The sequence below is a fragment of the Limimaricola variabilis genome (assembly GCF_014195545.1).
Lineage (GTDB): Bacteria > Pseudomonadota > Alphaproteobacteria > Rhodobacterales > Rhodobacteraceae > Limimaricola > Limimaricola variabilis.
Map to the genome: position 1 here is coordinate 124,738 of NZ_JACIBX010000003.1, position 19,924 is coordinate 144,661.

21 protein-coding genes and 1 tRNA gene are annotated in these 19,924 nt (G+C 68.2%); 10 read left to right on the forward strand and 12 right to left on the reverse strand.

Going from position 1 to position 19,924, the window contains the following annotated elements:
- Positions 1 to 35 precede the first annotated feature (35 nt).
- Positions 36 to 1,430 (reverse strand): NAD(P)/FAD-dependent oxidoreductase, encoded by a 1,395-nt coding sequence (locus tag FHS00_RS06275; RefSeq protein WP_183470939.1) that lies wholly within the window; start codon positions 1,428 to 1,430, stop codon positions 36 to 38.
- Here FHS00_RS06275 and FHS00_RS06280 point away from each other — a divergent pair.
- Positions 1,429 to 2,529 (forward strand): LysR family transcriptional regulator, encoded by a 1,101-nt coding sequence (locus FHS00_RS06280; RefSeq protein ID WP_183470941.1) that lies wholly within the window; start codon positions 1,429 to 1,431, stop codon positions 2,527 to 2,529. The two genes, FHS00_RS06275 and FHS00_RS06280, sit on opposite strands and share 2 nt — an antisense overlap.
- A gap of 157 nt (positions 2,530 to 2,686) precedes the next feature.
- Positions 2,687 to 3,643: an agmatinase gene (gene speB / locus FHS00_RS06285; RefSeq protein ID WP_221188742.1), complete on the forward strand. Its 957-nt coding sequence runs from the start codon at positions 2,687 to 2,689 to the stop codon at positions 3,641 to 3,643.
- A gap of 183 nt (positions 3,644 to 3,826) precedes the next feature.
- Here the strand turns inward: speB and FHS00_RS06290 are convergent, their stop codons facing one another.
- Positions 3,827 to 4,753: an MYG1 family protein gene (locus FHS00_RS06290; protein WP_183470945.1), complete on the reverse strand. Its 927-nt coding sequence runs from the start codon at positions 4,751 to 4,753 to the stop codon at positions 3,827 to 3,829.
- Between the two features lie 153 nt (positions 4,754 to 4,906).
- Positions 4,907 to 5,218, reverse strand: coding sequence for an ETC complex I subunit (locus tag FHS00_RS06295; protein ID WP_183470947.1), 312 nt, complete (start codon positions 5,216 to 5,218; stop codon positions 4,907 to 4,909).
- 130 nt (positions 5,219 to 5,348) lie between these two features.
- Here FHS00_RS06295 and uvrB point away from each other — a divergent pair, with 130 nt between their 5' ends.
- A complete protein-coding gene (uvrB, locus tag FHS00_RS06300; RefSeq protein ID WP_281372275.1) occupies positions 5,349 to 7,562 on the forward strand; it encodes an excinuclease ABC subunit UvrB in 2,214 nt (737 codons plus the stop codon).
- Between the two features lie 4 nt (positions 7,563 to 7,566).
- Here uvrB and FHS00_RS06305 read toward each other — a convergent pair whose 3' ends face one another.
- Positions 7,567 to 7,839 (reverse strand): GlsB/YeaQ/YmgE family stress response membrane protein, encoded by a 273-nt coding sequence (locus tag FHS00_RS06305; RefSeq protein ID WP_183470949.1) that lies wholly within the window; start codon positions 7,837 to 7,839, stop codon positions 7,567 to 7,569.
- Between the two features lie 63 nt (positions 7,840 to 7,902).
- On the opposite strand from FHS00_RS06305, the gene FHS00_RS06310 reads away from it, so the two are divergent.
- The 3 genes from FHS00_RS06310 (at position 7,903) to FHS00_RS06320 (ending at position 9,227) form a co-directional block, all read left to right on the forward strand.
- Positions 7,903 to 8,382 (forward strand): YdcF family protein, encoded by a 480-nt coding sequence (locus tag FHS00_RS06310; protein ID WP_183470951.1) that lies wholly within the window; start codon positions 7,903 to 7,905, stop codon positions 8,380 to 8,382.
- 255 nt (positions 8,383 to 8,637) lie between these two features.
- Positions 8,638 to 9,102, forward strand: a complete 465-nt coding sequence (locus FHS00_RS06315) for a pyridoxamine 5-phosphate oxidase (protein WP_183470975.1) — start codon at positions 8,638 to 8,640, stop codon at positions 9,100 to 9,102.
- Positions 9,103 to 9,151: 49 nt separating this feature from the next.
- A tRNA-Ala gene (locus FHS00_RS06320) sits at positions 9,152 to 9,227 on the forward strand.
- Positions 9,228 to 9,462: 235 nt separating this feature from the next.
- Here the strand turns inward: FHS00_RS06320 and FHS00_RS06325 are convergent.
- The 4 genes from FHS00_RS06325 to FHS00_RS06340 form a co-directional block, all read right to left on the reverse strand.
- Positions 9,463 to 9,720, reverse strand: coding sequence for a hypothetical protein (locus tag FHS00_RS06325; protein WP_183470977.1), 258 nt, complete (start codon positions 9,718 to 9,720; stop codon positions 9,463 to 9,465).
- A 98-nt stretch (positions 9,721 to 9,818) separates the two neighbouring features.
- Complete coding sequence (locus FHS00_RS06330; RefSeq protein WP_246391126.1) at positions 9,819 to 10,145, reverse strand: antifreeze protein; 327 nt, start codon at positions 10,143 to 10,145, stop codon at positions 9,819 to 9,821.
- Between the two features lie 82 nt (positions 10,146 to 10,227).
- Positions 10,228 to 12,504: a glycosyl hydrolase family 28-related protein gene (locus tag FHS00_RS06335; RefSeq protein ID WP_183470979.1), complete on the reverse strand. Its 2,277-nt coding sequence runs from the start codon at positions 12,502 to 12,504 to the stop codon at positions 10,228 to 10,230.
- A 167-nt stretch (positions 12,505 to 12,671) separates the two neighbouring features.
- Complete coding sequence (locus FHS00_RS06340; protein WP_183470981.1) at positions 12,672 to 13,085, reverse strand: DUF4864 domain-containing protein; 414 nt, start codon at positions 13,083 to 13,085, stop codon at positions 12,672 to 12,674.
- 138 nt (positions 13,086 to 13,223) lie between these two features.
- On the opposite strand from FHS00_RS06340, the gene FHS00_RS06345 reads away from it, so the two are divergent.
- Complete coding sequence (locus tag FHS00_RS06345; RefSeq protein ID WP_183470983.1) at positions 13,224 to 14,123, forward strand: CHAD domain-containing protein; 900 nt, start codon at positions 13,224 to 13,226, stop codon at positions 14,121 to 14,123.
- On the opposite strand, the gene FHS00_RS06350 is transcribed toward FHS00_RS06345, so the two are convergent.
- Positions 14,120 to 15,700, reverse strand: a complete 1,581-nt coding sequence (locus FHS00_RS06350) for a lysine--tRNA ligase (protein ID WP_183470985.1) — start codon at positions 15,698 to 15,700, stop codon at positions 14,120 to 14,122. The genes FHS00_RS06345 and FHS00_RS06350 overlap by 4 nt on opposite strands.
- Positions 15,701 to 15,791: 91 nt before the next feature.
- On the opposite strand from FHS00_RS06350, the gene FHS00_RS06355 reads away from it, so the two are divergent.
- Positions 15,792 to 16,208 (forward strand): tellurite resistance TerB family protein, encoded by a 417-nt coding sequence (locus tag FHS00_RS06355; RefSeq protein WP_183470987.1) that lies wholly within the window; start codon positions 15,792 to 15,794, stop codon positions 16,206 to 16,208.
- 73 nt (positions 16,209 to 16,281) lie between these two features.
- Complete coding sequence (locus FHS00_RS06360; RefSeq protein WP_183470989.1) at positions 16,282 to 16,461, forward strand: PLD nuclease N-terminal domain-containing protein; 180 nt, start codon at positions 16,282 to 16,284, stop codon at positions 16,459 to 16,461.
- Here the strand turns inward: FHS00_RS06360 and dacB are convergent.
- The 3 genes from dacB to FHS00_RS06375 are packed head-to-tail and all read right to left on the reverse strand — an operon-like array spanning position 16,458 to position 19,476.
- Positions 16,458 to 18,023, reverse strand: coding sequence for a D-alanyl-D-alanine carboxypeptidase/D-alanyl-D-alanine endopeptidase (gene dacB / locus FHS00_RS06365; RefSeq protein WP_246391129.1), 1,566 nt, complete (start codon positions 18,021 to 18,023; stop codon positions 16,458 to 16,460). The genes FHS00_RS06360 and dacB overlap by 4 nt on opposite strands.
- Before the next feature lie 11 nt (positions 18,024 to 18,034).
- Positions 18,035 to 18,661 carry a nicotinate-nucleotide adenylyltransferase gene (locus tag FHS00_RS06370; RefSeq protein ID WP_183470991.1) on the reverse strand — a complete coding sequence of 209 codons (627 nt, stop codon included), beginning with the start codon at positions 18,659 to 18,661 and terminating at the stop codon, positions 18,035 to 18,037.
- Positions 18,658 to 19,476, reverse strand: a complete 819-nt coding sequence (locus FHS00_RS06375) for a TolB family protein (protein WP_183470993.1) — start codon at positions 19,474 to 19,476, stop codon at positions 18,658 to 18,660. Before FHS00_RS06375 ends, FHS00_RS06370 begins: the two co-directional genes overlap by 4 nt.
- A gap of 235 nt (positions 19,477 to 19,711) precedes the next feature.
- Between FHS00_RS06375 and FHS00_RS06380 the strand changes: the two genes are divergently transcribed.
- Entirely contained in the window at positions 19,712 to 19,918 is a 207-nt protein-coding gene (locus tag FHS00_RS06380; RefSeq protein WP_085895532.1) for a cold-shock protein, read from the forward strand.
- Positions 19,919 to 19,924 lie beyond the last annotated feature (6 nt).

Sequence of the window (19,924 nt, forward strand, 5' to 3'; positions counted from 1 at the left end):
TGTAATTAGGTCGACCTACCGCCTACGTTTCCTCTTCAGCTCAACGGAATACCGAGCCGCGTGACGAGATCGATCCAGCGACGCCGCCATCCACCCTTGCGGTCGACGGTGTCGAGCGCGTGCAGGGTCAGGCGAGCGCCGAGGTAGCGGAAGGGTTCGGGCGGGATCGGGGCCGGCATCGTGCGCGCGAATTCGAGGTCGAGATCCGGATCCTCGCACCCGTCGAGCCTGGCCAGCCCGATCCGTGCCCCGAACCGGCTCGCCGAGACGCCGAAACCCGAATAGCCGCCCGCATACAGGCCCTTGCCGCCGTGATAGCTCTGGAAATGCACCGCCATGCGGGTGGTAAGCGCGATCGGCCCGCTCCATGCATGGGTGAAGCGAATGTCGTCGAGCTGCGGAAACGTCGTAAGGAACGCCTCTGCCAGCCCCTCATAGGGGGCGGGCCCGCGATCCGGTCGGGGGTCGCGCGGCGCGTTCATGTAATAGCCGAGCCGCCCGCCGAACAGGATCCGGTTGTCGCGCGTCAGCCGCATGTAGTTGAGCTGCGTGCGGGTGTCGTAGACCCCCTGCCGGTTGGCCCAGCCGATGCGCGACATCTGCTCGGGCGAAAGCGGTTCGGTCATCAGGATCCGGTCGCGCAGCATGGCCACCCGGGACCGGATCCGGGGGTGACCGGCGGCGAAGGCGTTGGTCGCGAAGAGCGCCCGCCGCGCCTCGATCACGCCCTCCCCCGCCTGCAGGCGCAGCCTCGCGCCGAGATCCTCGACCCGGCCCATCGGGCTATGCTCGTAGATCCGCACGCCCAGCGCTCGCGCCGTGCGCTTGAGCCCCCAGGCCAGCTTGGCGGGGTGGACCGTGCCGCTGTCGCGCTTGCTCCAGAGCCCGCCCGAGAAGATCGGTGACCGCAGATGCCCCCTGAGTGCGGTTTCGTCGAGCAACTCCACCTCGTGGCCATGCGCCCTGTGGAGGTCGTATTCCTCCCGCAGCACCGGCAGCCCCCCGGGCCCGACGGCGACCGTCAGCTCACCGTTCCATTCCTGGTCGCAGTCGATCCCATGCTCCGCGATGGTGCGCCGGAACCCGGCCATGTTGTCGCGACCCAAGACCTCGAGCCGATCGAGGTCGCGGGGGAAGATCCGTTTGGCGTTGCCGAGCCCATGCATCACCGAGGTCGAGACGATGGCGCCCGGCCGCCCCGACCCGCCATGCGCGATCCGCTCGGCCTCGATCAGCACCACCTCGCGCTTCGGATCGGTTTCCTTGGCGAGGATCGCGGCCCATAGCCCGGTGAAGCCACCGCCGACGATCGCCAGATCGCAGTCCAGCTTGCCCGAAAGCGGCGCCTCGGCGGCCGGCGCATCGGGACTGTCGAGCCAGTAGGGAAAAAAGGTCGCGTCCTTCAGCGCGGCGGTCACGGGGGCAGTCATGGCGCGGGTCTTTCGGCAGGTGGGCGTGTCGGCATCGACCGTGGAGGGTGCGGTGACGGTCATGGAGGGCTCGCGCAACGTTTCGCTCCGCACGCCAGTCATGGCAATTCGTCGGCCAGCCTACAGGCCGCGTCCGCGCATGAAATCCCGCATTGCCATCGCATACATTTGGTCACACCAATGCAACATGCAGGTATCGGGCGCCGACATTCATCTTCTCCGCGTGTTCGACAGCGTCGTGCGCAACAACGGCTTCAGCGCGGCGCAGGCGGAGCTTGGCATCAGCCAACCGACGATCTCCAACCACATCACGGCGCTGGAGGAACGCCTCGGCGTGAAGCTCTGCCAGCGTGGGCGACGGGGCTTCCGGCTCACCGAGAAGGGCGAGACGGTCCATCGGCTCGCGCAGGATCTGCTGGGCACGCTCGAGGACATGTCGGGTCGGCTCTCCGCGCTCAAGGGCAGCCTGACGGGCGAGGTGCGGATCGCGATCGTCGACTGCATCGCCACGGACCCGCAGTTCAAGATGCCCCAAGCGATCGGAGATCTGGCCAGGATGGCTCCGACGGCGAAGTTCAACATCCTCATCGAGCAGCCGCAGAACATCCTGCGCGGGTTGGCGGATGGCAGCTTCCATATCGGCATCGGCGCCTTCGACAACCGCCTGACCGGGCTGTCCTACAAGGCCCTCTACCAGGAAACCAACAGCCTCTATTGCGGCGAGGGCCATCCGCTCTTCTCACGTCTCGAAACGGAGATCGATCAGCCGATGCTCGATCGTTACCCTTGGGTCCATCGAGGATACTGGAACAGGCGGCGCAAGAAGACCCAGAAGCTGAACGACACCGATCAGGTCGTGGGCGAGATCGAGGCGCAGCTTCTTCTGGTGCTGAGCGGCAGCTATCTCGGCCTGCTGCCGGATCACGCGGCACGCTCCTACCTGGAGGCGGGTCGCCTGCGCCGCTTTGGGAACTGCGAGGACAACTTCACCTGCAGCATGGAACTGGTAACCAGAAGCGACCCCCAGCCTCATCTCGTGAAGACCCTGTGCGACGCCCTCCTCGACCAAAGCCGAGGGGGCAGCGTCGCCGCGACCTAGCCTGCAATGTTGTCAAACGGGACAAGGCGCAGCCCACCGAAGGTGGCATCGAAAATTGCATTGAGGAAGCTCAATGTTCCCTTTCCGCGGAGCGTATTCTTCGCCTCCCGCACCGCGCCTAGGCTCGGGGCGACCTTGCCCCAGACGCGATGCCCGCATGCCCCAGGATTCCCGCCCCCGATACAACCAACCGCTCGGCGGCAACGAGATGCCGCGCTTCGGTGGTCCGGCGACGATGATGCGCCTGCCGCAGCAAGAGAGCGCGGAAGGGCTCGACGCCTGCTTCGTCGGCATTCCCATGGATATCGGCACCTCGAACCGCCCCGGCACCCGGCTCGGCCCGCGCCAGATCCGCGACGAAAGCCGGATGCTGCGCCCCTACAATATGGCCACCGGCGCCGCGCCCTACGATCATCTGCAGGTCGCGGATATCGGCGACGTGGCGATCAATACCTTCGACCTGAAGAAGAGCTGCGACATCATCACCGCGACCTACTCAGAGATCCTGTCGCACGGCGCGATCCCGCTGACGCTGGGCGGAGATCACACGCTGAGTTGGCCGGTGTTGCGCGCGGTGGCCGCGCGTCACGGCCCTGTCGCGCTGATCCATGTCGACGCCCATGCCGACACCAACGAGGCGATGTTCGGCGAGGAGATCGCCCATGGCACCCCTTTCCGGCGGGCGGTCGAGGACGGTCTGCTGCGCTGTGAGAAGGTGTTCCAGATAGGCCTGCGGGGCACGGGCTACGCGCCCGAGGATTTCGACTGGGGCCGCAACAGGGGTTTCACGGTCATCCCGGCGGAGGCGCGCTGGCACAAGTCGCTCGCGCCGGTGATGGCTGATATCCGCGCGGCGATCGGCGACGCACCGGTCTACCTGTCCTTCGACATCGACAGCCTCGATCCAGCTTTCGCGCCGGGCACGGGCACGGTCGAGATGGGCGGGCTGACCACGATCCAAGCGCTTGAGATCGTGCGCGGCTGCAAGGGGCTGAACCTCGTCGGCTGCGACCTTGTCGAGGTCTCGCCCCCCTACGACCCGTCAGGCAATACCGCGATGATCGCCGCCAACCTGCTCTACGAGATGCTCTGCGTCCTCCCCGGCCAACCCTGAGAGCCGAGAGAGAGACGCGACCGTTATGACGCAGCCATTCAAAGCTGCCACTGCCAGACAAGGCGCGCGGAGCGCCTAAGGGCCGATCGCGACAATCGGTCCGGCCTGAAGGCTGCGCAATGCAACGTCTGCTCCCTGTGCATCGCAGACGTTGCATCCTGCTCTGAAGCCTTGCGTTTCGGCCTAACTCGCCGTCGCCTCCGCGACCGCCAGTTCCGCCATCGCCATGATCGCCTCGAGGCTCGAGGCCACGGCGATGAACCGGCCATTGTGGCAGAACTTCGCGCCCTTCACGCCCGACGCCGCCTCCAGCGCGTCGTCCGTCAGCCCCGCCCAGGCGGCGGGCAGATCGGCGCGGGTCTCAAAAGTGTCGTCGCCGGTGCGGATCGTGGTCAGAGCCCAGTCCGAGCCGCGCGGGTGGACGACGAAGAGCAGGTGATCGGCGCCCGCCGCTTCGACACCGGCGCGGAACGGCATGCCCATGGGCAGCTCCAGAATGCGCCCCTCGCCTGCCGCCTCGATCGCCGACAGCACCATCGCCTCGGCGCGGTATTTCGCGGCCGAGCGGCGGATGCGGGCCTCGACGAAGGCGCGCGCGACCGGCACGGCGGCGGCGAAGGCGTGATCATCGGCGCCCTCCTCGCGGTCATCGAAGGCGGGCTTCAGGCTTTCGAGCAGCACCGGCAGCGTCAGCCCCGAAAACAGCGGCCCCGCCGAGGAGGCGTCCACCGCGCCATTGTCGAGCAGGTCGACGGGCAGCACGAAGCCGCGGTCGAAGGAGGCGTGAATCTTCTCGACATCATGCTCGGGGACATCCAGCGCCCGCAGGTAGTCGCGCCCATACTGCGCCCAGATCAGGCCGAAGGAGCTGTAGGGCTGGCCATCCTCGCGCAGCGGGTTGGGCTTCTGGTGGTGATCGAAGATCCGCGTCTCGGCATCGAACTGACCGCCCACGTCGTAGATGATCCGCCCCTCGCCGGGGGTGATCCACGCCTTGTCGCGGCTGCGCACCAGTTCGGCGTCGGGAAACAGCCGGGTCAGAATGACCGAGGACAGGAGTTCGTCGGCGTGAAAGCCGCCCGAATGGGTGACGAGATGGGTGATGGTCATGGCTGATCCCTGAAACGAAACGGGCGGCCATCAGGCCGCCCTCGGTAGAAGTCTATGGCGTCCGATCCGGTCGAACACTCGATGTTGTGGCACCCGGCCTCCTCGCCGGATCTCGACCGCGAAACCGCCTCAACTTGAGTCGGATTTACAAGATCAGTGCGTCCAGGCCCCGCGCCGGGTGGTCGAGAAGTTCTCGCCATAGCCGCCGGGACGGATATTGTGCTTGCGCACATGCGGCTCCTGCACGATCGCGTCGAGCCCGTGCTTCTCGGCATAGGCCACCGCCGCGTCGCGGCTGTCGAAATACATCTTCACCTGGCTCTGGGTGTCGGTGGAGCTGGTCCAGCCCATCAGCGGGTCGATCTCGCGCTTCGAGGCGGGCGCGTATTCGAGGACCCAGGCCTCGGTCTTGGCGGTGCCCGACTGGGTGGCGGCCCTGCTGGGTCTGTAGATCCGTGCGCGCATCTTTGGTCCCTTCTGATCTTGCGGCGTTATCGGCAAAACGGCGGCGCCATGCAAGCGGGCAAAGACGCCGCACCCCTCTTGCACAGGAACGAAAAGAGGCCAGATTGGTTCGGTCCCGAGGAGTCCGCCGATGCACAACAACTCGCCCGAACAGATGCCAATCCTGCACGCGCCCGCCCCGGAGGTGAAACGGCGCGAAAAGCTCGAGGGCGGCAAGCGGTTCCGCATGCAGACCGAGTTCCAGGCCGCCGGCGACCAGCCCACCGCGATCGAGGAACTCGCGGGCGGCGTGCGCGCCGGCGAGCGGGACCAGGTGCTGCTCGGCGCCACCGGCACCGGCAAGACCTTCACCATGGCCAAGATCATCGAGGAGACGCAGCGCCCGGCGATCATCCTCGCCCCGAACAAGACGCTGGCCGCCCAGCTCTACGGCGAGTTCAAGGGGTTCTTCCCGGACAACGCGGTCGAGTATTTTGTCTCCTACTACGACTACTACCAGCCCGAGGCCTACGTGCCGCGCTCGGATACCTTCATCGAGAAGGAAAGCCAGATCAACGAGCAGATCGACCGGATGCGCCACTCCGCCACCCGCGCGCTGCTTGAACGCGACGACGTGATCATCGTGGCATCGGTGTCGTGCATCTACGGCATCGGCAGCGTCGAGACCTACGGCGCGATGACGGTCGACCTGCACAAGGGCAAGAACTACGAGCAGCGCGCGGTGATGGCCGATCTGGTGGCGCAGCAATACCGCCGCAACGACGCGGCCTTCGCGCGCGGCGCCTTCCGGGTGCGCGGCGACAGCCTCGAAGTCTGGCCCGCCCACCTCGAGGACCGGGCCTGGCGGCTGTCCTTCTTCGGCGACGAGCTGGAGAGCATCACCGAGTTCGATCCGCTCACCGGCTCCAAGACCGACGAGTTCGACCGCATCCGCATCTACGCCAACAGCCACTACGTCACGCCGCGCCCGACCATGGCGCAGGCGATCAAGGGCATCAAGGCGGAGCTCAAGACCCGACTTGACCAGCTGCAGGGCGAGGGCAAGCTCCTAGAGGCGCAGCGGCTCGAGCAGCGCACCCATTTCGACCTCGAGATGCTCGAGGCCACCGGCGTGTGCAACGGCATCGAGAACTACTCGCGCTACCTGACGGGTCGTGCGCCCGGTGAGCCGCCCCCTACCCTGTTCGAGTTCATCCCCGACAACGCCATCGTCTTCGCCGACGAGAGCCACGTCTCGGTGCCGCAGATCGGCGGCATGTATCGCGGCGACTACCGGCGCAAGTTCACGCTGGCTGAGCATGGCTTCCGCCTGCCGTCCTGCATGGACAACCGCCCGCTCAAGTTCGAGGAATGGGACGCGATGCGCCCGCAATCGATCTTCGTCTCGGCCACCCCCTCGGCGTGGGAGCTGGAACAGGCGGGCGGCGTCTTCACCGAGCAGGTGATCCGCCCCACCGGCCTGCTCGACCCGATGATCGAGATCCGCCCGGTCAAGACGCAGGTCGACGACCTGCTCGACGAGATCCGCAAGGTGACGGCGCGCGGCTACCGGACGCTGTGCACCACGCTCACCAAGCGCATGGCCGAGGACCTGACCGAGTACCTGCACGAGCAGGGCATCAAGGTGCGCTACATGCATTCCGACATCGACACGATCGAGCGGATCGAGATCCTGCGCGACCTGCGGCTCGGCGCCTTCGACGTGCTGATCGGGATCAACCTGCTGCGCGAGGGGCTCGACATCCCCGAATGCGGTCTGGTGGCGATCCTCGACGCCGACAAGGAGGGCTTCCTGCGGTCCGAAACGTCGCTCATCCAGACCATCGGGCGGGCCGCGCGCAACGCCGACGGCCGGGTCATCATGTATGCCGACCGGATCACAGGCTCCATGGAGCGGGCGATGGCCGAGACCGAGCGCCGCCGCGAGAAGCAGATCGCCTATAACGAGGAGCACGGCATCACCCCGGCGACCGTCAAGAAGAACGTCGAGGACATCCTCGCCGGTCTCTACAAGGGCGACGTCGACATGAACCGGGTCACCGCCAAGGTCGACAAGCCGATGGCCGGCGCGAACCTGCAAGCGGTGCTCGACGGGCTCAAGACCGACATGCGCAAGGCCGCCGAGAACCTCGAATTCGAGGAAGCGGCAAGGCTGCGCGACGAGATCAAGCGGCTCGAGACGGTCGACCTGATGGTGTCGGACGACCCCATGGCGCGGCAGCAGGCGATCGCCCAGGCCTCCGACGCGGCGAGCCGGTCGCAGGGCCGCTCTACCGCCGGTCGGCCCGGTCAGCGCGGTGGCAACGTGCAGCGCACCAAGAACCGCAAGCCGCGCGCCTCTTGAGCGGCTACTTGGCGATCGCGCGGATAAGAGCCAGCACCAGCGCCGCGCCGATCAGCGCGACGATCACCACCAGCAGCAGGCCGCCGGCGGCCAGGATCGTCACGCCCAGCGCCGCGAGCAGAAACGGCGTCGCCATCGCCGCCAGCGCGCCGACGATCATGTACAGCGCACGCCTGCGCCCCCCGGTCAGCAGGCTGGCCACCCAGCCCACGGCCAGCCCCACCAGGGCGAGGATCACCAGTGCCGCGATGCCGATGCCGTTCAGAAGCTCTTCCATGCGCCGTCTCCATGTTGCCTGTCACAGCCTAGCGCGCCGACGCGGCGCGGAAAGTGCGCCGCGATGACGGGCCGCCACGATGCCGCGGTGATCCTCGGCGCCGCGGTCTGGGAAAACGGCCCCTCGCCGACCCTGCGGCGGCGCACCCTGCATGGCGCGGCGCTCTACCATGCCGGACAGGTGGCACACCTCGTGCCCAGCGGCGGGCTCGGCAAACACCCCCCCTGCGAGGGCGAGGCGATGCGGCAATTACTGCTCGAAGCCGGGGTGCCCGATCATGCGGTCCATCCCGAGACCACCTCGCGCAACACGCTCGAGAACATCCGGCTGGCACTGCCGATCCTGGAGCGGATCGGGGCCGAGCGGGTGGTGATCGTCACCGACGCCCCGCATCTGCCGCGGGCCCTGCTAGTGGCCCGGCGGCTCGGCCTGAAGGCCCGCGGATCGGCCCCGCGCGGGGGGCAGAAGCGCTCGGCGCAGCTGCGGCTGGCGCTGCGCGAGGTCCCCGCCTATGCCGCCTATCTGTGGCGGCTGCGCCGTTGACCGTCTCCCCCTCCCTTGCGCCAAGCTTTTCTGGCGGGAGGAGATGGAAATGCCGCCGGGACTCAAGCCAATCGTGCGGGCGATGTCCATGCCAAGAGCGGCGGCTTGCTTGTCCGGCAGATCCGTGAGGGGCGGAAGCTTCGGCTCGGCGTTACGCATCTTTTGACGGGCGATCCCGGCACCGGCCTCATGACCGAGACATGGCGGCGCTCCTGAACGCTTGATCGCGCCGCCCCCGCGCGTCAGGCTGTTGCCATGACCGACCCGATCCGCCCCACTGATGACGGCGCCCGCCGGCAGGCCCGGCGCCTGCGCGACGCGGCCCGGCACGGCGTGCTGGGCGTGCTCGACCCCGTCACCGGGCGGCCGCAGCTCAGCCGCGTCGCGCTGCTTCCGACGCGGTCTGCCGACCTGCTGATGCTGGTCTCCACCCTGTCGCGCCACTGGACGGCGCTCGAGGCCGATCCACGCTGCGCGCTGATGCTCGACGAGACGACCTCCGGCGACCCGATGGCCGCCCCGCGCCTCAGCCTCGACGCCCGCGCCCTGCCCGCCGACAAGGCGGCCGCACAGCAGGATTGGCTTGCCGCGCATCCCGGCGCGGAGATCTACTACCACTTCGCGGATTTCCGACTGCTGCGCCTCGAGGTCGAAGGCGGCTTTCTGGTCGGCGGGTTTGGCCGGGCCTTCCACCTGACCCGCGCCGACTTCGAAAACTGATCCGACCGGCTTGACACCGCCAGCCGGACAGGCCAGATACGCGACCAGTGGGGTCGTAGCTCAGTTGGGAGAGCGCGTCGTTCGCAATGACGAGGTCAGGGGTTCGATCCCCCTCGACTCCACCAGATCTCCCCCTTTTTCTGGATATCGCCGTGACTGCCCAAGATCGGGCGAGCGCCAGTCCTTGACCGCGGACCCTGTGCAGGGTCGGGGCGAATTGGCATGTCCGACGCCGCTCCCTTGCCCCCCCCTTACCGGCTATCAACACGCGCCGAACCATCTGGGAACCGGACCGTGCGCCGCACAAGGAAACGGCCCGTCCGAGGGACGGGCCGCCATGCTCGTCAGACGAGTTTTCGACTACACCGGGACGCTCGATCGGGCGCCGTCCTTGCCGCCTTCGGCTAGGCTCTTCGCCGCCTGCGCCGCGAAATCGACGCCCTTGCCGCTGGCCTCGGTCATGTCGCGGGCGGCCTCGCCCACTTCCTCGGCCTGCTCCTGCAGGGCCTGCGGGAGAAAGGCCCGCATCATCGACATCTGGGTGTCGAGGGCCGACATCCACATCCGGGTACTGGTCTGCCACATCTGCAGGGGCAGCTCGAAAAACGGGTTCTGCATCACGTGCACCTTGGTTGGGGGGGCTGGGTCGCCGCATAAAACCCACTCCCCCATGGCCCCGTTCCGGCGCACCCGGCGCACCGGCGGAAACCGGCCGCTCAGCGCGGAAGGGTCAGGAAGTTCGGCCCGCGCCGCGCCAACCGCTTGTTGTTGGAGGCGGTGCGGCGCTGCAGCGGCAGCATCGTCGCCAGCGCGACCTGGTCGGGCCGCTTGCCGGACCACAGCGCGCGGTTGCCCGCCACCATCGCCTCGGCGAAGGCCGGGACCTTCTCGTCAACCATGCGGTTGTTCTCGCCGCCGGTGACCGACCAGAGGCCCGCCATGCCCATCAGCCGATAGGCCATCACGGCCTGGGTCTCGGCCATCAGGGTCCAGAAGGTCATCGAAGTGCGCACCAATTCGGCCGGGGTCGCCATCTTGCTCATCTTCCGCTCCGAGAAAACGCCCGCGGATCGCGGGCTGACACCAGACGACGCGCAGCCCCCCGCCGCGGTTCCCGGCCCAACCTCATTCCGGGCGGTCCATGCGCACGCTGCATCGCATTCGCCCGCTAACCGGCGTGTCGAACACGATCCGGAAGCTGCGCCTGTCGCCGCCATATTCCGTGTCGAGCCAAGGCTGTTCGTAGACAGCATCGCCTCTCGCGTCGGCAAGGCGCCCCTCGGGCAGCGCCGCCTCGACCACCCGCGCCCGACCGAGGAATGGCAGATGCGGCGCGGTCGGCACCACCCAGACCCTCTCGGGAGCGCCGCGCTCGGCGGTGAGGCTCGCGGGGTTGCGCACCGGCTGGTTGATGCCGTGAAAGGCGTTGCCGGTGAAGGTGATGTCGCGCATCCGCCCGTAATCGAGATCGGCGAAGCTGGTGTCGACCCGCTCCACCCGGTCGACATAGCCGTTGAAAGTACGGAACACGTTGCCGGTCACGTGCAGCCCGTGGATGAAATGCCCCGGCCCGCGTGGCTTGACCACGATCCAGTTGAACCAGCGCGCCACGTCGGTCGCGATGAAGATGTTGCCCGACACGGTCAGCCCGCCGAAGCTGAACTGCTGGCCGAGGCCCGGGCTCTCGTCGTGCTCGTTGCTCCACTCGATGAAGTTGTTGTCGATGTAGTTGCCGACGATCAGCGTCGCCGGGTTCGGCCGGGTGAGGATGATCCCGCCCTTGCGCACCCCGTCCGAGAGCGAGTCGCCGTGGAACCAGTGGTTGTTCGCGATCAGATTGCCGGTGCCGGCCAGCACGCAGAAATGCTCGAACAGCACGATCCGGCTGTCGCGGATCTTCACGTCGTTGGCGTTGACGTTGAAGCACAGAGTCTTCCGCTGCTCCACCGGCAGGCCCTGCTCGTTCGACAGGAACTGGCAGCGGTCGATCATGATCCCCTGGCAGCCGCCGCCATGCGAGGTCAGGCCACGATCGCGCGGCTTGGTCACGAAGCAGTCGCGCAGGTGAAAGGTCAGCCCGGCAGGCGGCAGGATGATGCCCGAGGCGACGCCGTTGCACTGGAACTCGATGTCGTCGAAAACGAACTGGCTGAGATCCTTGAAGCCCGAGAAGTCGATCAGGTAGCGAAACCGCGTGAAGGTGAATTCCTGCACCCCCTCGGCGTCGAAGAGCGGCTGGCTCAGAGTGATCCGCCGGTTGCCGATATCGACCGCCTTCACATAGACCTCGCGCCCCACCCCGTTGCCGGTGACGAGGCTGCCCGGCGCGATGGCCGAGATATTGGCCACGTTGTCGAGCCGGGTCGGATTGGCCGGCGCATAGCTGGCCTGGGCGCGGACCGCGGCAGGCGTCCAGGCTGCACCGTCGATCGGCTGGAACTGCCCGTTCCGGATCACCCGGCGGGTGGCGAAGGTTTCCCGGTCGGGCACGGCGGCGGCCATGTCGAAGGGCTTAGACAGGCCGATGCGCCGCCCTTCGAGGTCGAGGGAATCGTGGTCCGAGAAGCTCAGCAGCGCCTGGAAGGCCTTGGCGAAGGCCAGCTCCTCGTTGCCCAGCGCGTCGAGATAGGCCCCGAAGCGGAAATCGCGTTGCAGGATCAGCTTGGCCGCGCCGACGGGCTCCACCGTCCCGACGAAACGCACATGGCTGCGGAAGGTCACGTTCGAGGCCAGCCGGTAGCGCCCCTCGGGCACCAGCACGGTCCGGCCCGCCGCCGCGTCGTCGGCCGCCTCGAAGGCCGCCGCGTCGTCACCGCTGCCGTCGCCCCGCGCGCCGTAGTCGCGGACATCGACCAGCCCTGCCAGATCGGCGGCGAACAGATGGCTGACATCCTCGATCACCAGATCGTCGATCCGCACCACCCCACTAGACGGCCCGGTCAGGTCGACGCCCAGATGGCCGCGATCGGCGCCGGTCCAGACCAGATCGACGCCCGGCAACCCGCCCGGTCCGATGATCGCCGACAGCTCCACCACCGCGCCATAGGCGGTGAGCGGCACCTCCGGCCCGGCGGTGACGATCCCGCCCAGCGCCCCGCCGCCCGGTCGCCCGGCCCAACCGGCCACGCGCACCGAGGGCAACGCCCCGGCCAGCGCCTTCACCCGCGCCGTAACCCGCAGGTAGAGCCCCGGCAGGATCGGCGTTTCGCCCATGTAGCGCAGCTTCTGCACGGCGGCGGTCTTGAAGATTTCCAGCGCGCCGCCGAAATCCTGATCGGCCGGCACGAAGACCCCCGCGCCGGACTGCGCGTATGTGTCCGATCCGGGCGTGCCGTCGCCGCTCGACCAGACCTCCAGCCCGGCGGAATACGGCGTCGGCATCAAGGCGTCGGTGATCGGCATGGCAGGCCCCCTGTCGCTGGGGCGGAGCGGCGGCGACGTGGCCCCCCTGCCCGCCGCTCCTCCGCTCCGCCCGGTCCGGGCCCGGGAGCCGCGGCCCCCGGACGGAGGGCAGGTATAGCCACAGGAAATGAAGAAGCCGCGGCCGCACCGTGCGGCCGCAACGGCGATCAGACGCCGAATTCCGGCCCGGCGAGCAGCATCACCCCGTCGATGCGCCAACCCTCGGCGGTCTCGATCATCCGGTAGTCGAGCAGGTGCGGCACGCCGCGCCCGTCGCGGATCAGCACCCTCTGGAACCAGACGCCCTCGCGCTCCTCAAGGTCGAGAAAGCGGGCGCTGTCGTTGTCCCAGACCATCGGGTAGCCCTGCTTGACCATCCGGCCGAACGTATCGGCGTTGCCGAACTGGTTCTGGATCGTGTCGCTGGCATGGTCATAGGCGCCCTCGACATCGCGCGCCGTGAAATCGCCGAGCTGGTCCTCGATCACCGACCTGATCGCATCCTGGGCCCCGCCCTGCTGCGCCAATGCCGCGCCAGCCACCACAAGCGCGAGCACCAACCCCACCAACTTCGTCCGCATGATCCGTCCCATCTCGTTCTCGTCCCGCGCGTCGCGCTCGAGGCGCGGGGCAGGTCATTCCCCCTCGCACCCCAACCGGCGCGAGCAGGAACCAGCTGAAAACACAGGCGTTTGGTTCCATCACGTATCGGAGAGATCATGGGTTTCCGCATCGCCCCCGAGGATAGCTCGCTCAAGACCGGTCTGCGGCGGGTGCTGGCGGAGCGCGGCGCGCGTGCGGCCGGGCACGCGGCGGAGGCCGACATGGAGGAGGCGATCCACGCGCTGCGCAAGGACACCAAGAAGGCGCGCGCGCTGCTGCGGCTGATGCGCCCCGGCCTCTCGGTTTTCAAGGCGGAGAACCGCGCCCTGCGCGACGCCGCGCGAGCGCTGTCGGGGCATCGCGACGCACAGGCGCGGCTCGACAGCTTCGACAAGTTGACGACCCATTACGCCAACGAGATCGACCGCCGCGCCTATGCCGGGCTGCGCACGGCGCTCACCCGCGAGGCCCGCGCCGCTCAGAATGGCGGCGAGAACGAACTCGCGGCTTTGCGTGCCGCGCTGGAGCAGATGGGCGAACGGGCCGGGCATTGGCGGATCGAAGGGAAAGGGCGCGTGCTGCTCCACGAGGGGCTGGAGCGGTCGCTGGCCCGCGCCGCGCGCGCGCTCGCGGCAGCCGAGGAGGCTCCCGATGCGGCGAGGCTGCACGAGCTGCGCAAGCGCGCCAAGGATCACCGCGCCCATATGAAGCTATTGCGCCCGGCATGGCCCGCCCTGATCGACGCGCGCGAAAAGCAGGCAAAGCGGCTGGGCGACCTGATCGGCGATCACCACGATCTCGACGCGCTCTGCGCCCATCTCGCCGCGCGCGAACTGCCCCGGGACGAAACCGCGCGCGCCGCGTTGACGGCGCTGGCCGCCAGGCGGCAGGCCGATCTCGCCGCCGAGGCGCTGCCGGTGGCGCGCCGGCTGTTCGGCGCGCCGCCCGAAGAGACCGCCGCGCGCCTCGTCGCGCTGTGGCGGCTGTGGCGGCGCGAGACCGCCGGGGCGCGTTAGCCCGCCAGCTCGCCCGCGAGCGCCCGGTCGATCAGCGCGACCGTGTTCTCGACGCCGTACAGCGCGATGAAACCGCCGAAGCGCGGCCCTTCGGAGGCACCGAGCAGGATCTCGTAGAGCGCCTTGAACCAGTCGCGCATCGGCTCGAACTGCCGCTCGCGACCGACCGCGAAGACCTCGGATTGCAGCCCGTCGGCATCCGCCCCGCCCTGCCACGCGGCAAGCCGCGCGCGCAGATCCTCGAGCGCGGCGCGCTCCTCTTCGGTCGGCGCGCGGTAGGTCTTGGTCGGCTTCACGCGGTCTTCGTAGTAGCGGATCGCGAAGCCCGCCGCCGCATCGAGCCCCGGATGCGTCTCGGGCGCGGCCTCGGGCGCGTAGCGCCGGATGAAGCCCCACAGCGTTTCCTTGTCCTCGGCACCCGACACCGAGACGAGGTTCAAGAGCATCTGGAACGGCACCACCATGTCCGAGGCGGGCACGTTGCCGCGATGGATGTGATAAGCCGGGTTGGCCAAGCGCGCCTTCGCGTCCTGGCCCTCAAAGGCGCGCAGCTGCTGGTGATACTCGTCGACCATCTTGGGGATGACGTCGAAATGCATCCGCTTCGCGGTCTTGGGCTTGAGATACATGAAGTAGCTCAGGCTATCGGTCGAGGCGTAGCTCAGCCACTCGTCCATGGTCAGGCCGTTGCCCTTGGACTTGGAGATCTTCTGACCCTGGTCGTCGAGGAACAGCTCGTAGGTGAAGTGGTGCGGCGCGCGGCCGCCCAGCACCTTGCAGATGCCGTCATAGATCGGCGTGTTGGTCGAGTGGTCCTTGCCGTACATCTCGAAATCGACGCCGAGCGCGGCCCAGCGGGCGCCGAAATCGGGCTTCCACTGCAGCTTCACGTTGCCGCCGGTGACCGGCAGGGTCCATTCGCGCCCGTCCTCGTCATCGAAGGTGACGGTGTGCTCCTTGGCGTCGACATGCTTCATCGGCACGTAGAGCACGCGGCCCGTCTCCGGGTGGATCGGCAGGAAGCAGGAGTAGGTCTCGCGCCGCTCGTCGCGCAGAGATTTCAACATGATCGCCATGATGTCGTCATAGCGCTCCGTGGCGAGCTTGAGCGTGTCGTCGAACTTGCCGGTCCGGTAGAACTCGGTCGCCGAGACGAACTCGTACTCGAAGCCGAAGGTGTCGAGGAACCGGCGCAGCATGGCGTTGTTGTGCCCGCCGAAACTGTCATGCGTGCCGAAGGGATCGGGCACTGAGGTCAGCGGCCGCTGCAGGTTCTCGTGCATCATCTCCTGCTGGGGCACGTTCTCGGGCACCTTGCGCATGCCGTCGAGATCGTCCGAGAAGCAGACCAGCCGGGTCGGGATGTCCGAGATCACCTCGAAGGCGCGGCGGATCATCGTGGTGCGCAGCACCTCGCCGAAGGTGCCGATATGCGGCAGACCCGACGGCCCGTAGCCGGTCTCGAACAGGACATACCCCTTCTCGGGGTCCTTGCCGTTCAGACGTTTGAGCAGCGCGCGCGCCTCTTCGAAGGGCCAGGCCTTGCTCTGCATCGCCGCGTCGCGCAGTTCGGACATCGTGTCACCTCTTGGGAATGATCCCGGCTCTCCTATTGCGGGGGGGTCACGGCGTCAATAAATTGGCCCGTGAATGCAAGGAGCAAGACCCATGAGCGACACCCCTTCCATGACCGCGCAGGATGCGCTGGTGGCGCTGATGATCGCCGTCTCGGCGTCGGATGAAACGATCCGCACCTCCGAGCTGGTGAAGATCACCAACATGGTCAACCACTTGCCGGTTTTCGCCGATTATGGCGACGACCTGTCGGAGATCTCGAACACGGTGTTCGACCTGCTGGAGCAGGAGGACGGGCTCGACGCGCTGTTCGGGCTGATCCGCGAGGCGTTGCCCGAGCGGCTCTACGAGACCGCCTATGCGCTGGCCTGCGACGTGGCGGCCGCCGACGGCAACGTCACCGAGGGCGAGGGCCGGATGCTCGAGGAGATCCGCTACGAGCTGTCGATCGACCGGCTGCACGCCGCGGCGATCGAGCGCGGCGCGCGGGCCCGACACTTGACCGTTTAAGCGGCACTAGGCAGAGGGACCCGGCAGGCGGGGCGGAGCGTTTCACGGGCAACAGCCATGAAAGGGCACGCCCATGCGGATCTTCGGTCTGATCGTCTTCCTGCTCGATCTCTACGCCATCTGGAACGTCATCACCTCTTCGGCCGGCACGGGTAAGAAGGTGCTCTGGACGCTCGCCATCCTGATCCTGCCGGTGCTCGGCCTGATCGTGTGGTTCTTCATGGGGCCGCGCGGGCGCGGCGCGCGGATCTAGTTGACCGCGCCCTCCGCCGCGTAGGCGATGCCCCAGCGCTGCAGCAGCCGCTGCTGCAGCCACTTGGCGCGGCCATTATAGGCGCGCGCGCCCTCGGGGCGTTCCTCCTCCTCGTCCTGCGCGTCGATCCGGCGCGCCACGTCGCCCGAGAAGATCGCGAAGGCGATGTCGCGCCCGCCCATCGTGCGCTCGTATCCCGCAAGCGCGCTGACAAAATTGAGCGTGCCGGTCTTGGCCACCACCACCCCCGGCGGACGGGCCAGCGCCTCGCCGCGCGGGCCGTAGAGGCGGATCGACTTGAGCAACGGCTTGAGATCGCGCCGCGCCTGCGGCGTGGCAAGGATCTTGGCCATCTGCATCGCCGAGATCCGCGACGCGCCGCCGAGCCCGGAATGGTCCACCAGATCCGGCGCCGCGCCGAAGCGCGCCTCGACCCAGTCCGACATCGCCCGGCCCGAGCCCGGCAGATCGGTAACGCCGGTGCCGCGCGCCACGCTGGCGGCAAGGCCGATCTGCTCGGCGATCAGATTGGTCGAATAGAGCAGCATGTCGCGGATCAGCTTGGTGAGATCGGCGCTCTGGTGGCGCACCAGCACCGTGCCGTTCGGGGCCGAGGACGCCTCGGACACCGTGCCCAGCTCGATCCCCTGCTCCTCGGCGAGGGCGGCGAAGACCTGTCCCGCATAGAGCGCCGGGCGCCGCACCGGCAGCCAGCGCGCGCCGCTGTCGCCGAGATAGCGGCGACCGACGGTCCAGACATCGACGCCGTTCTGCTGCGCGTAAGTGTAAACCGGCGTGCCGCGATCCACCGCTTCCATCGTCGCAATATCGACCACGGGACGGGTGTCGGTGCCCCGCGCGTCGAGCGTCAGCTCGTAGCCGCCGCTCGACCGCGCCCAGGAGAAATAGATGCGGTTGTAATTAAGGTTGAGCCCCGAGACCGCGGGGTTGTAGCCCAGATGCGGCAGCTGCACCGGGTCGATCTGGCTCTGCTGCGGCAGCGCGCCGCCCCAGACCGCGAAGCCGCCCGCCACGCCGCGCACGCCCAGCGCCTTGAGCTCGAGCGCCATCTCGGCCAGCGCATCGGTGTCGAGCGTCGGATCGCCCGTCCCGGCCAACACCAGGTCGCCCTGGATGATGCCGTTCTCGATCGGGCCGGTGGCCACGAGGGTGGTCTCGAAGCGGTAATCGCCCCCCAGCGCCTCAAGCGCGTAGAGCGCGGTGACCGCCTTGGCCACAGAGGCGGGCGGCAGGCGCGTATAGGCGTCATGCTGGTCGAGGATTTCGCCCGAGCGGGCGTCGAGCGCGACGAAGCCGGTGCGCCCGCCCAGCCGCGCCTCCTCGACGAACTGCGCGGTGGAATCGCGCAGCCGCGGGCGCAGCCCCGAAGGCGCGGCGTCGAGCGCCACCGCGCCGTCCGGCCGGGCCTGCGGCCGCAACGAAGTGAGCGGCTGCGCCATGGCAGCCGAGGCGGTCATCGATAGGCCGCCGATCAGCAGCCCGCGTCGGGTCAGTCGTGCTTTCATGTCCGATAGATAGAGCGCGCCGCGCGCGTTCGGCAACGCCCTGCGCCTCACGGTTCCGCAAGTTTTCCTGCGCCCTGCGGCCAACCGCCTTCGGCGCGGATCGCGGTCGACGACGCCGCAGACATCGGCAGGTTCACGAAGCACCAGGCCGGGGCCGGGGCGCGCGCCAGCCCCTCGGCCGCGTGCATCGGCAGCCGCGCGCCGCGATAGACCCGCGCCGCCCGCGACAGCCGCGCCGCCAGCCGGTCGCCGGGCCGTGCGAAGACACCCATCGGGACGCTCTCGACGATGCGCCGCCAATCCTGCCAGCGATGCAGCTGCACGAGGTTGTCGGCCCCCATCAGCCAAACGAAATCGACGCCCGGATAGCGCGCTGTCAGCCGAGCGATCGTCTGCGCGGTATATCGCGTGCCAAGCCGCGCCTCGATGTCGGTCACCCGGATCTTCGGGTGCTGCGCGACCCGTTCGGCCTGGGCGATGCGCCGCGCCATCGGCGCCGGGCCGCGCGCTTTCAGGGGATTGCCCGGGCTGACCATCCACCACACCCGGTCGAGGCGGAACCGGCGGATCGCCTCCAGCGTGATCGCCATGTGCCCCTCATGGGCCGGATCGAACGACCCGCCGAGCAGCCCGATCGCCTGCCCGGCCCGGGCCTTGGGCCATCCCGTGCTCATGCCGGGTACCGCACGAAGGCGAAAGAGGACGAGTCCGGCGCCCAGCAGGGCACGTTGAGGCTGCCCTGCCCGCCCCGGAAGCGGACGATCTCGCGCCCTTCCCCACCCGCCTGCGGCAGCAGCCACAACGCGACATCGAGGTCGGCCGGATGGCCTTGGGTGCCGGGTGGGTAACGCAGATGAACGACGTGCCGCCCGTCCGGCGACGGGTGCGGAAACCAGTCGACGCCGGGGCCGTCGGTCATCCGCTCGGGCGTGGTGCCGTCGGGGCGGATGCGCCAGATGTCGACCGCGCCGTCACGTTCGCCGTTGAACCAGATCCAGCGTCCATCGGCCGAGAAATCCGGCCCGTCGGCATGATCGAAGCCGGCCGTCACGCAGGTCTCGTCCCCGGTCTCGACCTCGGCGAGATAGATCCCCACCGGCCCGCCATCCCGGGCGCCGGCATAGACCACCCGCCGCCCGTCTGGGCTCCAGCCATGCATCCACGACGGCAACTGCGCGGTCAGCCTGTGCGGCGCGCCACCCGCCGCCGGCACCAGATAGATGCAGGAGGCGCCGGTCTCGGCCTTGTCGGAGATCGCGATCACCTGCCCGTCCGGCGATGGCACGTGGTCGTTATTGAGCTGGGTGGCAAAGCCGGTCTCGACCGGCGTGAGGCGGTCCGCGCCGGGCGCGAGCCGCCACAACCGCCCTTCGGCATTCACCAGTAGGCTGCCATCGGCACACCAGTTCGGCGCCTCGATGCGGCCGGTGCCGCGATGCACGACCTCGACCGAACCGTCGTGGCGCCACAGGCAGATCTCGCTTTCCATAGCGCTCCTTCCAAGGGCGCCGACGGGGTGGACGGGACGCGCAAAGAGCCGCCGATCCGCCCGGCGTCGCGCCCGAATGCGAATTGATTTTCTGGCTGATTCGGGTTAACTGGACAAGGCGACGTTACCTCTATCGACCACTGTCTCCTTTACGGCCTCAGTCCCTCGATCAGCACTGACAGAGCCGACACCGCTGCAATTCCGCGAGCGGATACTTGTTAAGGAAGACAGCACGATGGCTACCGGCACCGTGAAATGGTTCAACACCACCAAAGGCTATGGCTTCATCGCGCCCGATGGCGGCAAGAAGGACGTCTTCGTCCACATTTCCGCCGTTGAGCGTTCGGGCCTGACCGGCCTCGCCGACAACCAGAAGATCAGCTTCGACATCGAAGCCGGCCGCGACGGCCGCGAATCGGCGGTGAACCTCAAGCCGATGTAAGAGGCA

What these genes read in the sequence shown, in the direction of transcription:
- FHS00_RS06280 (WP_183470941.1), top strand. Translation starts at nt 1,429, where the DNA reads ATGGCGCGGGTCTTTCGGCAGGTGGGCGTGTCGGCATCGACCGTGGAG.
- FHS00_RS06275 (WP_183470939.1), bottom strand. Translation starts at nt 1,430, where the DNA reads ATGACTGCCCCCGTGACCGCCGCGCTGAAGGACGCGACCTTTTTTCCC.
- speB (WP_221188742.1), top strand. Translation starts at nt 2,687, where the DNA reads ATGCCCCAGGATTCCCGCCCCCGATACAACCAACCGCTCGGCGGCAAC.
- FHS00_RS06290 (WP_183470945.1), bottom strand. Translation starts at nt 4,753, where the DNA reads ATGACCATCACCCATCTCGTCACCCATTCGGGCGGCTTTCACGCCGAC.
- FHS00_RS06295 (WP_183470947.1), bottom strand. Translation starts at nt 5,218, where the DNA reads ATGCGCGCACGGATCTACAGACCCAGCAGGGCCGCCACCCAGTCGGGC.
- uvrB (WP_281372275.1), top strand. Translation starts at nt 5,349, where the DNA reads ATGCACAACAACTCGCCCGAACAGATGCCAATCCTGCACGCGCCCGCC.
- FHS00_RS06305 (WP_183470949.1), bottom strand. Translation starts at nt 7,839, where the DNA reads ATGGAAGAGCTTCTGAACGGCATCGGCATCGCGGCACTGGTGATCCTC.
- FHS00_RS06310 (WP_183470951.1), top strand. Translation starts at nt 7,903, where the DNA reads ATGACGGGCCGCCACGATGCCGCGGTGATCCTCGGCGCCGCGGTCTGG.
- FHS00_RS06315 (WP_183470975.1), top strand. Translation starts at nt 8,638, where the DNA reads ATGACCGACCCGATCCGCCCCACTGATGACGGCGCCCGCCGGCAGGCC.
- FHS00_RS06325 (WP_183470977.1), bottom strand. Translation starts at nt 9,720, where the DNA reads ATGCAGAACCCGTTTTTCGAGCTGCCCCTGCAGATGTGGCAGACCAGT.
- FHS00_RS06330 (WP_246391126.1), bottom strand. Translation starts at nt 10,145, where the DNA reads ATGAGCAAGATGGCGACCCCGGCCGAATTGGTGCGCACTTCGATGACC.
- FHS00_RS06335 (WP_183470979.1), bottom strand. Translation starts at nt 12,504, where the DNA reads ATGCCGATCACCGACGCCTTGATGCCGACGCCGTATTCCGCCGGGCTG.
- FHS00_RS06340 (WP_183470981.1), bottom strand. Translation starts at nt 13,085, where the DNA reads ATGCGGACGAAGTTGGTGGGGTTGGTGCTCGCGCTTGTGGTGGCTGGC.
- FHS00_RS06345 (WP_183470983.1), top strand. Translation starts at nt 13,224, where the DNA reads ATGGGTTTCCGCATCGCCCCCGAGGATAGCTCGCTCAAGACCGGTCTG.
- FHS00_RS06350 (WP_183470985.1), bottom strand. Translation starts at nt 15,700, where the DNA reads ATGTCCGAACTGCGCGACGCGGCGATGCAGAGCAAGGCCTGGCCCTTC.
- FHS00_RS06355 (WP_183470987.1), top strand. Translation starts at nt 15,792, where the DNA reads ATGAGCGACACCCCTTCCATGACCGCGCAGGATGCGCTGGTGGCGCTG.
- FHS00_RS06360 (WP_183470989.1), top strand. Translation starts at nt 16,282, where the DNA reads ATGCGGATCTTCGGTCTGATCGTCTTCCTGCTCGATCTCTACGCCATC.
- FHS00_RS06370 (WP_183470991.1), bottom strand. Translation starts at nt 18,661, where the DNA reads ATGAGCACGGGATGGCCCAAGGCCCGGGCCGGGCAGGCGATCGGGCTG.
- FHS00_RS06375 (WP_183470993.1), bottom strand. Translation starts at nt 19,476, where the DNA reads ATGGAAAGCGAGATCTGCCTGTGGCGCCACGACGGTTCGGTCGAGGTC.
- FHS00_RS06380 (WP_085895532.1), top strand. Translation starts at nt 19,712, where the DNA reads ATGGCTACCGGCACCGTGAAATGGTTCAACACCACCAAAGGCTATGGC.